General features: G+C 73.3%; 12 protein-coding genes. 6 read left to right on the forward strand and 6 right to left on the reverse strand.

Annotated features, from left to right (window positions below):
* Together ACIHAR_RS25875 and ACIHAR_RS25880 are read left to right on the forward strand one after the other, a co-directional pair.
* The coding region (locus ACIHAR_RS25875) for an alpha/beta hydrolase (protein ID WP_400022148.1) at nt 1–533 on the forward strand (533 nt) is incomplete at its 5' end.
* A 351-nt stretch (nt 534–884) separates the two neighbouring features.
* A complete protein-coding gene (locus tag ACIHAR_RS25880) occupies nt 885–1,637 on the forward strand; it encodes a maleylpyruvate isomerase family mycothiol-dependent enzyme (protein WP_400022149.1) in 753 nt (250 codons plus the stop codon).
* Between the two features lie 101 nt (nt 1,638–1,738).
* Here ACIHAR_RS25880 and ACIHAR_RS25885 read toward each other — a convergent pair whose 3' ends face one another.
* Nucleotides 1,739–2,131 carry a MarR family winged helix-turn-helix transcriptional regulator gene (locus ACIHAR_RS25885; RefSeq protein ID WP_400022151.1) on the reverse strand — a complete coding sequence of 131 codons (393 nt, stop codon included), beginning with the start codon at nt 2,129–2,131 and terminating at the stop codon, nt 1,739–1,741.
* An 86-nt stretch (nt 2,132–2,217) separates the two neighbouring features.
* Between ACIHAR_RS25885 and ACIHAR_RS25890 the strand changes: the two genes are divergently transcribed.
* Complete coding sequence (locus tag ACIHAR_RS25890; RefSeq protein WP_400022153.1) at nt 2,218–3,792, forward strand: MFS transporter; 1,575 nt, start codon at nt 2,218–2,220, stop codon at nt 3,790–3,792.
* Between the two features lie 117 nt (nt 3,793–3,909).
* Here ACIHAR_RS25890 and ACIHAR_RS25895 read toward each other — a convergent pair whose 3' ends face one another.
* From ACIHAR_RS25895 to ACIHAR_RS25905, 3 genes are all read right to left on the reverse strand, one after another.
* A complete protein-coding gene (locus tag ACIHAR_RS25895) occupies nt 3,910–4,575 on the reverse strand; it encodes a response regulator (protein WP_400022155.1) in 666 nt (221 codons plus the stop codon).
* Nucleotides 4,572–5,840 carry a sensor histidine kinase gene (locus ACIHAR_RS25900; RefSeq protein WP_365464495.1) on the reverse strand — a complete coding sequence of 423 codons (1,269 nt, stop codon included), beginning with the start codon at nt 5,838–5,840 and terminating at the stop codon, nt 4,572–4,574. Before ACIHAR_RS25900 ends, ACIHAR_RS25895 begins: the two co-directional genes overlap by 4 nt.
* A 316-nt stretch (nt 5,841–6,156) precedes the next feature.
* Nucleotides 6,157–6,849 (reverse strand): TetR/AcrR family transcriptional regulator, encoded by a 693-nt coding sequence (locus tag ACIHAR_RS25905; protein WP_365464498.1) that lies wholly within the window; start codon nt 6,847–6,849, stop codon nt 6,157–6,159.
* Between the two features lie 152 nt (nt 6,850–7,001).
* Between ACIHAR_RS25905 and ACIHAR_RS25910 the strand changes: the two genes are divergently transcribed.
* A complete protein-coding gene (locus ACIHAR_RS25910; protein ID WP_400022158.1) occupies nt 7,002–7,457 on the forward strand; it encodes a nitroreductase/quinone reductase family protein in 456 nt (151 codons plus the stop codon).
* 355 nt (nt 7,458–7,812) lie between these two features.
* On the opposite strand, the gene ACIHAR_RS25915 is transcribed toward ACIHAR_RS25910, so the two are convergent.
* Entirely contained in the window at nt 7,813–9,045 is a 1,233-nt protein-coding gene (locus tag ACIHAR_RS25915; RefSeq protein ID WP_384648078.1) for a geranylgeranyl reductase family protein, read from the reverse strand.
* A gap of 135 nt (nt 9,046–9,180) precedes the next feature.
* Between ACIHAR_RS25915 and ACIHAR_RS25920 the strand changes: the two genes are divergently transcribed.
* Complete coding sequence (locus ACIHAR_RS25920) at nt 9,181–10,536, forward strand: dipeptidase (RefSeq protein WP_365464507.1); 1,356 nt, start codon at nt 9,181–9,183, stop codon at nt 10,534–10,536.
* A gap of 65 nt (nt 10,537–10,601) precedes the next feature.
* Complete coding sequence (locus tag ACIHAR_RS25925) at nt 10,602–11,318, forward strand: MBL fold metallo-hydrolase (RefSeq protein ID WP_400022161.1); 717 nt, start codon at nt 10,602–10,604, stop codon at nt 11,316–11,318.
* Nucleotides 11,319–11,675: 357 nt separating this feature from the next.
* Here the strand turns inward: ACIHAR_RS25925 and ACIHAR_RS25930 are convergent, their stop codons facing one another.
* Nucleotides 11,676–12,719 carry an NUDIX domain-containing protein gene (locus ACIHAR_RS25930; RefSeq protein ID WP_400022163.1) on the reverse strand — a complete coding sequence of 348 codons (1,044 nt, stop codon included), beginning with the start codon at nt 12,717–12,719 and terminating at the stop codon, nt 11,676–11,678.
* Nucleotides 12,720–12,737: the final 18 nt, after the last annotated feature.

The raw sequence follows: 12,737 nt of genomic DNA on the forward strand, positions 1-12,737 counted from the left end.
AGGGCGCGTCCAAGGGGCTGGACGCCACCCGCATCGCCGTCGCCGGCGACTCCGTCGGCGGCAACATGACCGCCGCACTCACCCTGATGGCCAAGGAACGCGGCGACGTCCCCCTGGTCCAGCAGGTGCTCTTCTACCCGGTCACCGACGCGAGCTTCGACACCGGCTCCTACCGCCAGTTCGCCGAGGGCTACTTCCTCCGCCGCGACGCCATGCAGTGGTTCTGGGACCAGTACACGACCGACGAGGCCGAGCGCGCCCAGATCACCGCGTCCCCGCTGCGCGCCACCACCGAGCAGCTCACCGGCCTGCCCCCGGCCCTCGTCATCACCGCCGAGGCCGACGTCCTGCGCGACGAGGGCGAGGCCTACGCCAACAAGCTGCGCGAGGCGGGCGTCCCCGTCACCGCCGTCCGCTACCAGGGCGTCATCCACGACTTCGTGATGCTCAACGCCCTCCGCGAGACCCACGCCGCCGACGCCGCCATCAACCAGGCCGTCGCGACCCTGCGCACCGCCTTCACCGCGGCCTGACCAGCGCACTCTGAAGCCGGGTGCAGAGGGAGGGGCGCGGAGGGAAGGGCCGGCCCGGGACGGGAACGTCTCCGGAGCCGGCCCTGCCGCACGGCCCAGCGCCACCCTTCCGCCCAGCGCAGCGCCGCTCCGTCGCCGCGGGGGCGACTCCCGGCGCCTTCCCGACAGGCGCCGCGCACGCGGTCTCGGTCCGGGACAAGAGCGCCACGCCCCTCGCACCCTCCGACCCGCCACCGACCCGCCCCCGCCCTCCCCGCCGGGACGGAGGCGCCGTAGGAGCCTGTCCACAGCCGCGGCTCGTCAGCGGGTGACGCCTAGGGTCGAGCTCACTCCATTTGGCACACTCACGCCATGGACACTGCCGAGTTCATCCACGCGCTCGACCACGAAGGCCAGTCGCTCGCCGCCGCCGCGGCCCAGGCCGGCCCCGACGCCAAGGTCCCGACCTGCCCCGACTGGGAGGTGCGGGACCTGCTGCGGCACACGGGGATGGTGCACCGCTGGGCGACGTCTTTCGTGGCCGAGCGCCGCACTTCCCCCCACGCGGGCGACGGGCTGCCGGATCTCGACGGCGAAGAGCTGCTCACCTGGTTCCGGGAGGGGCACCGGCGGCTCGTCGACACCCTGGCCGCCGCACCACCCGACCTGGAGTGCTGGCACTTCCTGCCCGCCCCCTCGCCGCTCGCCTTCTGGGTCAGGCGGCAGGCACACGAGACGGCCGTGCACCGGGTCGACGCGGAGTCGGCGCGCGGTACGACTCCCGAGGAGTGCGCCGCCTCCCTCTCCCCCGGCTTCGCGGCGGACGGGATCGACGAGTTGCTGCGCGCCTTCCACGCGCGTGCCAAGAGCAGGGTCCGCACCGGGACGCCGAGCGTCCTGCGGGTGCGGGCGACCGACACGGACGACGCCGTGTGGACCGTACGCCTGTCGCCCGAGCCGCCCGTCGCGGTGCGGGACGGTGCGGGGGACGCCGACTGCGAGGTGACGGGAACGGCCGCCCAGCTCTATCTGGCGCTGTGGAACCGGCTGCCGTTCCCCGCCGTCACGGGGGACGCCACGCTCGCCGACCTGTGGCGCGAGAACTCCGCGGTGACGTGGAACTGACCTGGAACTGAGCGGCCGGCAAACCCGGTTGCCCCTACCGAACGCCGCGCCGGTAGACCGGCCCGCCAGAAAGTCGGCTGTCAGCCGTGAGCCGTGGACCGTCAGTCCGCGAGCATCCTCGTCAGCACCGCGCGCTGCACCGGCAGCACCTCGCCGTGCAGCGCGCGCCCCTTCCCCGTGAGCGCCACGCGGACGCCCCTGCGGTCCTCGGGGCACATGGCACGCTCCAGGAGACCGTCCTTCTCCAGCCGGGCGATGAGCCGCGACAGGGCGCTCTGGCTCAAGTGGACCCGCCCGGCGATCTCCTGGACGCGGAAGCTGCACGAGCCGTCGGTCGGAGCTCCTCCGGCGAGGACGTCGAGGACCTCGAAGTCGCTGCCGCACAGGCCGTGTTGGTGCAGCGCCCGGTCCAGTTCGCACTGGGTCCGCGCATGCAGCGCCAGGATGTCCCGCCACTGTTCCACGAGCGCCTGTTCGGCCTTCTTCGCCGCCATGTCCGCACCGTAGCAGAGAACCGAGTTCATTGCACCGTAATTAAATGCGCTTGCATCTCATGCATACGCATGTAGTGTTCTGCGGCATGACCTCTCCGCTCTCCTCCTCCCCCGCGTCCTCCCCGTCGGAGGTTCGCTGGACCTCGCGGCTGTGGGGCACCCTGCTGGTGCTCTGCGCGGCGATGTTCCTCGACGCGCTGGACGTGTCGATGGTCGGCGTCGCCCTGCCGTCCATCGGCTCCGACCTCGGACTGTCCACCTCGACGCTGCAATGGATCGTCAGCGGCTACATCCTCGGCTACGGCGGTCTGCTCCTCCTCGGCGGCCGCACCGCCGACCTGCTCGGCCGCCGCCAGGTCTTCCTGGTCGCCCTGGCCGTCTTCGCGCTCGCCTCGCTGCTCGGAGGCCTGGTCGACTCCGGTCCGCTGCTGATCGCCAGCCGTTTCATCAAGGGCCTGAGCGCGGCCTTCACGGCCCCGGCGGGCCTGTCGATCATCACCACGACGTTCCCGGAGGGTCCGCTGCGCAACCGCGCGCTCTCCATCTACACCACCTGCGCCGCCACCGGCTTCTCCATGGGCCTGGTCCTCTCCGGCCTGCTGACGGAGGCCAGTTGGCGCCTCACCATGCTGCTGCCGGCACCGATCGCGCTGATCGCCCTGCTGGCGGGTCTGAAGCTGCTGCCGCGCAGCGCACGCGAACAGCGGCACAACGGCTACGACATCCCGGGCGCCGTCCTCGGCACCGCGTCGATGCTGCTGCTGGTCTTCACCGTCGTCCAGGCGCCCGAGGTGGGCTGGACCTCCGCCCGCACGCTGCTGTCCTTCCTCGCCGTGGCCGTCCTGCTGACCGTCTTCGTCCTCGTCGAGCGGCGCTCGGCCGGCCCACTCGTCCGCCTCGGCGTGCTGCGCTCCGGCAGCCAGATCCGGGCCCAGCTCGGCGCCATGACCTTCTTCGGCTCGTACGTCGGCTTCCAGTTCCTGGCCACGCTCTACATGCAGACACTGCTGGGCTGGTCGGCGCTGCACACGGCGCTGGCCTTCCTGCCTGCGGGTGCGCTGGTCGCGCTGTCCTCGACCAAGGTGGGCTCCATCGTGGACCGGTTCGGCACCCCGCGGCTGATCGTGGCGGGCTTCGCCCTGATGGTCGTCGGCTACGCGCTGTTCCTGCGCGTCGACCTGGACCCGGTGTACGCGGCCGTGATCCTGCCGAGCATGCTGCTGATCGGCGCGGCCTGCGCGCTGGTCTTCCCCTCGCTCAACATCCAGGCCACGAACGGCGTTGAGGACCACGAGCAGGGCATGGTCTCCGGTCTGCTGAACACCTCGGTGCAGGTGGGCGGTGCCATCTTCCTGGCCGTGGTGACGGCGGTGGTGACCGCGGGCGCCCCGGCCGACCCGACCCCGCAGGCCGTCCTGGACAGCTACCGTCCCGGCCTGACGGTGGTCACCGCGATCGCCGCCCTGGGCCTGCTGATCACCCTGACCGGCCTGCGGACCCGTCACGGCCGGCGGTCGGTCGTGGTCGCCAGGTCCACCGAGACCACCGCGTCCACCGAAGCCACCGAAGCCACCGAAGCCACCGAAGCCACCGAAGCCACCGAAGCCACCGAAGCCACCGTGGAGGAGGCGCGCGCGGAGCGGGTACCGGTCCGCGACTAGGGCCGCCCGCACACCTGCGCCCGGCGGGGCCGATGCCCGCCGGGCGCACGCCTGTGTGGGTCACCGTACGGGCGGCGGGGGTGGTGAGCGGCCGGCCCGTTTCCGCGGCGCGGGCGCTCAGCCCAGCCAGCCAGGCCGGACGAGGCCCGACTCGTAGGCGAGCACCACGAGCTGGGCCCGGTCACGCGCGCCCAGCTTGACCATGGTGCGGCTGACGTGGGTCTTGGCGGTGAGCGGGCTGACGACGAGCCGGCGGGCGATCTCCTCGTTGGACAGACCGATCCCGACCAGCGCCATCACCTCCCGTTCCCGCTCGGTGAGCAGGGACAGCGCACCGGCCGCGGCGGGCTCCTTGGAACGCGCGGCGAACTCGGCGATGAGCCTGCGGGTCACGCCCGGCGAGAGCAGCGCGTCCCCGGCCACCACCGCCCGTACGGCGCGCAGGAGTTCGTCCGGCTCGGTGTCCTTCACGAGGAAGCCGGAGGCACCCGAGCGGATCGCCTCGAAGACGTACTCGTCGAGCTCGAAGGTGGTGAGCATGACCACCTTGACGTCGGTGAGCGCCTCGTCCTCGGTGATACGGCGGGTCGCGGCCAGCCCGTCGAGCGCCGGCATGCGGATGTCCATGAGGACGACGTCCGGCCGCAGCGCACGCACCGCGCGCACGGCCTCCGCACCGTCGGCGGCCTCCCCGGCCACCTCGATGTCCGGCTGCGCGTCCAGCAGCGCCCGGAACCCCGCCCGGACCAGCGCCTGGTCGTCGGCGAGCAGTACGCGGATCACCGGTCCTCCCTGACGTCCGGCGGCGCCTCGCGGCCCACGCGCTCCTCCCCCGCCCTCGACGGCAGGACGGCCAGGACCCGGAAGCCCCCGTCGTCCCGGGGTCCCGCCTCGATCGTGCCGCCCAGGGCCGCGGCCCGCTCCCGCATGCCCGCGAGGCCGTTGCCGCTGCCGCCCGCGTCGGCGCCGGCCGCCGGGCCGTCGTCGTCGATCCGCAGCCGCAACGTCCCGCCCGTCCGATCGAGGTGCACGCGCGCGTGGCGCGAGCCCGAGTGCCGTACGACGTTGGTGAGGGCCTCCTGGACGATCCGGAAGGCGGCGAGGTCCGTGCCGGGCGGCAGCCGGGGCGGCTCCCCCGTGACCTCGACCGTCAGACCCGCGCGCGCCGCCTGCTCCACCAGCTCGGGAAGCCGGTCCAGGCCGGGCGCCGGGGCGCGCGGGGCCTCGCCCGGGGTCCGCAGGGTGTCGAGTACCTGACGCACCTCGCCGAGGGCCTCCTTGCTGGCCGACTTGATGGTGGTGAGCGCGGTGCGCGCCTGGTCCGGGTGGGAGTCGAGGAGAGCGAGGCCGACACCCGCCTGGACGTTGATGACGGAGAGGCTGTGGGCGAGGACGTCGTGCAGCTCCCGGGCGATGCGCAGCCGCTCCTCGTCGGCACGGCGCCGGGCGGCCCGGGCACGCTCCGCCCGCTCCCGGGCCCACTGTTCACGGCGGATCCGCGCCAGCTCCGACAGCGCCAGGATCGCCACCACCCAGGCGGCGACCACACCCTCCTGCGCCCACGAGGCCGCCGAGTCGCCGGCCGGCGGCAGCCACCGGTACAGCCGGTGCGCGACCAGCAGGTGAACGGCCCACAGCAGGCCCAGGGCCGTCCAGGCGGCCCGTCGGTGCCCGGCGACGACGGCCGCGAAGCAGGCCACGGCGACGGTCAGCAAGACCGGACCGTACGGGTAGCCGGCGCCCAGGTAGAGCGCGGCGGCCCCGGCCGTGCCGAACACCACGGGGACGGGGTGCCGGTTCCGCCACAGCAGTGATGCGGCGGCACCGAGCAGCAGCAGGCGCGCGAAGGCGTCGAGGGCCGCCCGCTCGCCCTGCTGCTCGTGGGCGGCGAAGTTCGAGCCGACGAGGACGAAGACCGTGAGCAGCAGGGTGGACCTCCAGGGCCACCGGCCACCCCGCTCCTCGTCCCCCCAGCGGCCCGGCCACGGCGGCCCGTGCCGCCACCACCGGGCGGGCCCACCGCGCTCACGCACCCGCTCCTCGTCCATGTCCGCCACGCTAGACGCCCCCGGCCGCCGCCGACGTCCGCCGGGCGAGGTGACCTGTGGTACTCCCCGCGAAGTACGCGGGGCGGTGCCGTCGGGGGCCGCTCGCCGCGTCGCGGCCAGGAGCCGTTCGCCGAAGGGGCGGCAGGGCGTCGCGGTCAAGAGCCGCTCGCCGAAGGCGCGGCTGGCCTCCGCGAACCCACTCCCCGGCGACTCGGTGATGCGGAAGTCCGCGGCCGGCAAGGCGAGGTGCCCGGGCCTCTCCCGGGCCGCGGCGCGGGTCTGCCCGGGGCCGGGGCACCCCGGGCACCCCGGTTACCTAGGCCAGTCCCACCCCGTGGGCGAGCCGCGTCACCGCGTGCCGGAAGAACGGCTCCCGCTCCTCCACCACCCGGTGGAACTGCCCGAACAGCTCGAAGCCGACCAGCCCGTACAGCTGCGCCCAGGCAGCGACCAGTACCGCGACGGTCTCCGGGGGAAGGTCGGGCGCGAGGTCGGCGGCCATGCGTTCGGCCTCGGCGCGCAGTTCGTCCGGCAGCGGCGGCAGCTCGGTCCCTCCGGCCCTCTGGCGTGCGTCGCGCACGATGCCGACGAGGAGGACGCCGACGCGGGCGGCGGAGGGAACGGTCGTCTCGGGTGCGTGGTAACCGGGCACCGGCGAGCCGTAGATCAGCGCGTACTCGTGCGGATGCGCCAGCGCCCAGCCGCGCACCCCCTCGCAGACCGCGACCCAGCGCCGGACGGGGCCGGCGTCCGCGACCGCGGCATGGGCGGCCTCCGCGGTCGCGCCCAGGGAGTCGTAGGCGTCGATGATGAGCGCGGTGAGGAGGTCGTCGCGGCTGGGGAAGTAGCGGTACAGCGCGGAGGAGACCATGCCCAGCTCGCGGGCCACGGCCCGAAGGGAGAGCTTGGCGGCGCCCTCGGCCGCGAGCTGTCTGCGCGCCTCTTCCTTGATGGCGGCGGTCACTTCGATCCGGGCGCGGGCGCGGGCCCCTCGTGCTGCGCTGCTCATGCCGTCAGTGTGCCACGGAAGCAGAGCGGTGCACGCGGTTCGGAGCGGTGAACACAAAAGAGAGCGGTGCTCTTGCTCTGGATCACCGATCCGGTGCAGACTCCTCACAAGGAAAGCGAGAGCACCGCTCTCTCAATAACTGGGGGCTCACCATGTCGTCGTCATCGCCGTACTACCTCAAGGGCAGCCCGCTCAACGTCCGCTTCAACAGCGTCATCGGCTGGCTGGCCCGGCGTGGACTCAGCATCGCGGGCACGGCGGAGATGTCCGTACGCGGCCGCAAGAGCGGTCGGATGCAGCGCATCCCGGTCAACCCGCACACCTACGAGGGCGCGCAGTACCTGGTCTCGGCCCGCGGCCACTCCCAGTGGGTGCGCAACATGCGCGTCGCCGGCGGTGGGGAACTGCGCGTGGGGCGCAAGGTGCGGACGTTCTCCGCGGTGGAGCTTCCCGACGCGGAGAAGCTCCCGATCCTGCGGACCTACCTGGAGAAGTGGGGCTGGGAGGTCAACCAGTACTTCAACGGGGTCACGGCCAGGTCGACCGACGAGGAGATCGCCGCCGCGGCCCAGGACCACCCGGTGTTCCGGATCACGGTCGACGGCTGAGCCGCGGTGCCTCCGACCACGGTCGACAACGAAGCCCCGCGATCCTGACCACGGTCGACAGCGGATCCCCCCGTCGTTCCGGATCACGGTCGACGGCTGAGCCCCGGTGCTCCCGACCACGGTGGACAGTTGAGCCGCGGTGCCTCCGACCACGGTCGACAACGAAGCCCCGCGATCCTGACCACGGTCGACAGCGGATCCCCCCGTCGTTCCGGATCGCGGTCGACGGCTGAGCCCCGGTGTTCCGGATCACGGTCGAAGACCTAGCTAGCACCGGTGTTCCAGATCGCCGTCGACGGCCAAGCCCCGCTGTTCCGGATCGCGCTCGACGACCGGGCTCGGTGTCTCGCGCCTCTCAGGAGCCGCTCTCCTCGGCGGACTGCCGCCGGTCCATCATCATCAGCGCGCGCTGGGCGAGCGGGTGCGTGCGGACCAGCTCGCCGAGCGAGGTCCGGCCGCGGGTGATGTCCGCGAACGCGCGCCAGGCCGGGCGGAAGCCGGTGAGGATCGCGTGGAGGAGGCCCGGGCGCCGCTCGAAGACGGCCAGCATCCGCTTGCCCACGCTCATCTCCACACCGAGGCCCGCCTTGATCGCGAACGCGTAGTTCAGGGCCTGGCGGCGGGCGTCCACCGCGTCGTGCGCCTCCGCGATACGGACCGCCCACTCGCCCGCGAGCCGGCCTGAGCGCAGCGCGAAGGAGATGCCCTCGCGGGTCCACGGCTCCAGCAGGCCCGCCGCGTCCCCGCAGACCAGCACCCGCCCGCGCGAGAGCGGGGAGTCGTCGGCGCGGCAGCGGGTCAGGTGGCCCGAGGAGATGCTCGGTTCGAATCCGGCGAGGCCGAGCCGCCCGACGAAGTCCTCCAGGTACCGCTTGGTGGCGGCGCCTTCACCGCGCGCCGAGATGACGCCGACGGTCAGCGTGTCGCCCTTGGGGAACACCCAGCCGTAACTGCCGGGCATGGGGCCCCAGTCGATGAGGACCCGTCCCCTCCAGTCCTCGGCGACGGTTTCCGGCACCGGGATCTCCGCCTCCAGGCCGAGGTCCACCTGGTCGAGCTTCACCCCGACGTGGGCTCCTATGCGGCTGGCGCTGCCGTCCGCGCCGACGACCGCGCGGGCCAGCAGTGTCTCGCCGCCCTGCAGGACGACCGCGACCGTCCGCCGGTCCGGCACCGCCGAGCCGTGCTGCTCGACGCGCTGCACGGTGACGCCCGTACGCAGCTCGGCGCCCGCCTTCTGGGCGTGCTCGACGAGCTGCTGGTCGAACTCCGGCCGGTTGATCAGGCCGAACAGCATCTGCCGGGAGCGGCGGGTGCGGGTGAAGCGTCCGTTGTGGGAGAAGGTCACCGCGTGCACCCGGTCCTGCAGGGGCAGTTCGAAGCCCGGGGGCAGCGCGTCGCGCGAGGGGCCGATGATGCCGCCGCCGCACGTCTTGTAGCGGGGCAGCTCCGCCTTCTCCAGCAACAGCACGCGCCGCCCCGTGACCGCCGCCGCGTAGGCGGCCGAAGCCCCCGCGGGTCCCGCGCCCACCACGACGACGTCCCACACCTGCCGCACGTCGTCCGCTGAAGAGTTCTCGCTGCTCACGATGGTCTACTGCTCCCGATCAAGCCGCCTGCCGCACCTGTCCCCCCGCATCCTACGACCGAGATCGCCACAGCCCGCTGTGGGAGGATCGACGGCACTCATCGGTACAACGTCGCACCCACAAGGAGCGTGCCCATGTCGTCGAATCCGGTCGCCGAGACCGTCGCCGCCCTGATGCCCAGGGCGAAGGCGGAGCTCACCGAACTGGTGGCGTTCAAGTCGGTGGCGGACTTCGACCAGTTCCCCCGCAGCGAGAGCGAGGCCGCGGCGAACTGGATCACGGCCGCGCTGCGCGCCGAGGGCTTCCAGGACGTGGCCCTGCTCGACACGCCGGACGGCACACAGTCGGTGTACGGCTACCTGCCCGGCCCCGCGGGGGCCCGGACCGTCCTGCTCTACGCCCACTACGACGTGCAGCCGCCGCTGGACGAGGCCGGCTGGGACACCCCGCCCTTCGAGCTGACCGAGCGCGACGGCCGCTGGTACGGGCGGGGCACCGCCGACTGCAAGGGCGGCTTCATCATGCACCTGCTGGCCCTGCGCGCCCTCAAGGCGAACGGCGGGGTCCCGGTCCACGTGAAGGTGATCGTGGAGGGCTCCGAGGAGCAGGGCACGGGCGGTCTTGAGCGTTACGCCGAGGAGCACCCGGACCTGCTCGAGGCCGACACCATCGTCATCGGCGACGCGGGCAACTTCCGCGTCGGCCTGCCCACCGTCACCTCCACCCTGCGCGGCATGACCATGATGCGGGTGCAGGTCGACACGCTGAAGGGCAACCTGCACTCCGGCCAGTTCGGCGGCGCCGCGCCGGACGCGCTCGGCGCTCTGATCCGCGTCCTGGACTCGCTGCGCGCCGAGGACGGCTCGACCACCGTCGACGGGCTGACCGAGGGCTCGGCCTGGGAGGGCCTGCAGTACGACGAGGAGCAGTTCCGCCGCGACGCCAAGGTCCTCGAGGGCGTCCGGCTCATCGGCTCCGGCACGGTCGCCGACCGCATCTGGGCCCGCCCCGCGGTCACCGTCCTCGGCATCGACTGTCCGCCGGTCGTCGGCGCCACCCCGTCCGTGCAGGCGAGCGCCCGCGCGCTGATCAGCCTGCGGGTGCCGCCGGGCGTGGACGCGGCAGAGGCCACCAAGCTGCTCCAGGCCCATCTGGAGGCGCACACGCCGTGGGGCGCCCGGGTGCAGACCGAGCAGATCGGGCAGGGCCAGCCGTTCAGCGCGGACACCGCGAGCCCGGCGTACGCGGCGATGGCCGAGGCGATGGCGGTGGCCTACCCCGGCCAGGAGATGCAGTACGCCGGCCAGGGCGGCTCCATCCCGCTGTGCAACACCCTCGCCGCCCTGTACCCGCACGCGGAGATCCTCCTCATCGGCCTGAGCGAGCCGGAGGCGCAGATCCACGCGGTCAACGAGAGCGTGTCCCCGGAGGAGCTGGAGCGCCTCGCGGTGGCGGAGGCGCTCTTCCTGCGCACCTACGCGGCGAGCTGAGCCACCGGCTCTGCCGACAGCAGAGGGCCTCGCCCACCCGGCGGGGCCCTCTCTACGGTCGTCCCATGGACGTCGTCGAGCTCCTCCCCCGCCTCCACCTCCTGCGCTTCCCGGTCGGCCAGGCCTACCTCTGGCGCGACGGCGACGAGCTGACGCTCGTCGACGCCGGACCGCCCGGCTCCGGCAGGGCGATCGCCGGCGCGGTCACGGCCCTGGGGCACACTCCCCAGGCCGTACGGCGTGTCGTGCTCACCCACTTCCACGAGGACCATGCGGGCGGCGCGGCCGAGGTTGCCGCCCTCACCGGGGCGGAGGTGCTGGCGCACGCCGCCGAGGCGGCCGTCGTACGAGGTGACGTCCCCGGCCCGGCGCCGGTGTTGGAGGACTGGGAGCGCCCCCTGCACGCGGCCGCCCTCGCGCAACTGCCGCAGGGTGACTACGAACGGCCCGATGTCGTCACGGAGTTGACCGACGGGGACGTGCTGGGCTTCGGCGGCGGCGTACGCGTGGTCCACGTGCCCGGCCACACCGACGGCAGCATCGCCCTGCTCCTTCCCCACCACGGGGTGCTGTTCACGGGTGATACGGTCGCCGCCTCGCCCGTCGACGGCGCGGTCATCCCGGGGGTCTTCAATCTCGACCTGCCCCTGACGGTGGCGGCGTTCCGGCGACTGGCCGCCCTCGACGCGGACGTGGCCTGCTTCGGCCACGGCGACCCGGTGCTCGGACGTGCCTCGGCGGTCCTGCGTGACGCGGCGGCCAAGCACCCGGCCTCCCGGTGAGGACGGGGTCATGCCCCCTCCGCGCGCGTCACCGCCCATCACGGCTTCGCCGCCGCCTCGCCCTCCTGAGCGACCGTGACCTCACGGACCTGGTGGCCCACGGTACGCCCACCTGGCGAAATGGCTCGTCACCGACGTGTACGGCCTCGTCGGCGAGGAACGCGCGGAGTTCGTGCGCGCCCGCGCCGAGGGGGGCCTGCGCCCCGAGGTAATCCGGACGGGGCCGCCGCTGCCCCCGTCCGGATTCCCTCGGGGCGCCACCGTGATGACCGATGTCGAGCGACGGCCGCGGGAGGAGAGCAGGTCGACCCCGTATCCGGCGGAGGGCGCTGTGGCGAGCCGGCTCCGCCGGGTGGCTCACCCGAGCGGGATTCCCGCCTCCAGGTACAGCGCGGCGCCCCGCTCGCGTGCCCTGAGCGCCCAGCGCAACCGCTCGTAGCGGACCGGCGGCAGCAGGCCGGCGGCCTCCTCCTCCGTGACGAAGCGCCAGGCCCGCAGCTCCGGTCCGGGCAGCAGCAGCCCCTCGGCCGTCGCGGAGTCGAGCCGGCCGCCGTCGAAGAGGAGGCGCAGTCCGCCGTACCCGGGAGGCGTCGGGCGCTCCCAGTCGACGACGAGCAGCCGGGGGACGTCGTCCAGCCGGACGCCGGTCTCCTCCTCGACCTCGCGCATCCCCGCGCGCGCGGGTGCCTCGCCGGGCTCCACGACACCGCCGGGGAACTCCCAGCCGGGCTTGTAGGTCGGGTCGACGAGCAGGACCCGGTCCCGCTCGTCGAAGAGCAGTACCCCGGCGGCCAGCGTCTCGGCGGTGGGCTCGGGGGTCTGCACGATGTCACAGGCGGGTACGGTCCCGCTGCCGACGGCCTCCGCGATGCGCACGGCGGTCTCGTACGGGGTGAGAGCGCTGGTGTCGACGGGGTGGGCGTCGGCGGTGAGCCAGGCGGCGAGGGCGGCGCGGTACGGCTCGATGTGGTCGTACGACCACTGCCGTACGCGTATCTCGCCGTCGGGGAGGTCGGGCGGGATCTCCCGCCCGGCTATTCGCTCGCGCAGGATCGTTTCCGCCGGAGCGAGGAGCACATGCCGGACGGGGATCCGCCGGGCGGCGAGGCCACCGAAGATCTCGTCGCGGTACTCCTGGCGCAGCAGGGTCATGGGGACGACGAGGGTGCCGCCGAGCTCGCCGAGCAGCGCGGCCGCGGTGTCGATCACCAGCCGGCGCCAGATCGGCAGGTCCTGGAAATCGCCGACCTCGGCGAGACGCTTGGCCGGCAGCAGATGCGGGAGCCCCGCGCCGACGACCTCCGGGTCGAAGAGCGTGCTGTTCGGGATCAGGTCGAGCAGTTCCCGTGCGGTGGTCGTCTTCCCCGCGCCGAACGCGCCGTTGATCCAGACGACGGTCACTTGTCCCCCTCTTCTGTT

Origin of the sequence: Streptomyces sp. NPDC052016 (assembly GCF_044548445.1) — a bacterium.
Taxonomy (GTDB): Bacteria; Actinomycetota; Actinomycetes; order Streptomycetales; family Streptomycetaceae; genus Streptomyces.

Excerpts from the sequence above, each read along its gene's own strand:
- ACIHAR_RS25885 (WP_400022151.1), bottom strand. The coding sequence starts at position 2,131 with ATGGCGGCGAAGAAGGCCGAACAGGCGCTCGTGGAACAGTGGCGGGAC.
- ACIHAR_RS25905 (WP_365464498.1), bottom strand. The coding sequence starts at position 6,849 with ATGAGCAGCGCAGCACGAGGGGCCCGCGCCCGCGCCCGGATCGAAGTG.
- ACIHAR_RS25920 (WP_365464507.1), top strand. The coding sequence starts at position 9,181 with ATGTCGTCGAATCCGGTCGCCGAGACCGTCGCCGCCCTGATGCCCAGG.
- ACIHAR_RS25880 (WP_400022149.1), top strand. The coding sequence starts at position 885 with ATGGACACTGCCGAGTTCATCCACGCGCTCGACCACGAAGGCCAGTCG.
- ACIHAR_RS25890 (WP_400022153.1), top strand. The coding sequence starts at position 2,218 with ATGACCTCTCCGCTCTCCTCCTCCCCCGCGTCCTCCCCGTCGGAGGTT.
- ACIHAR_RS25910 (WP_400022158.1), top strand. The coding sequence starts at position 7,002 with ATGTCGTCGTCATCGCCGTACTACCTCAAGGGCAGCCCGCTCAACGTC.
- ACIHAR_RS25925 (WP_400022161.1), top strand. The coding sequence starts at position 10,602 with ATGGACGTCGTCGAGCTCCTCCCCCGCCTCCACCTCCTGCGCTTCCCG.
- ACIHAR_RS25900 (WP_365464495.1), bottom strand. The coding sequence starts at position 5,840 with ATGGACGAGGAGCGGGTGCGTGAGCGCGGTGGGCCCGCCCGGTGGTGG.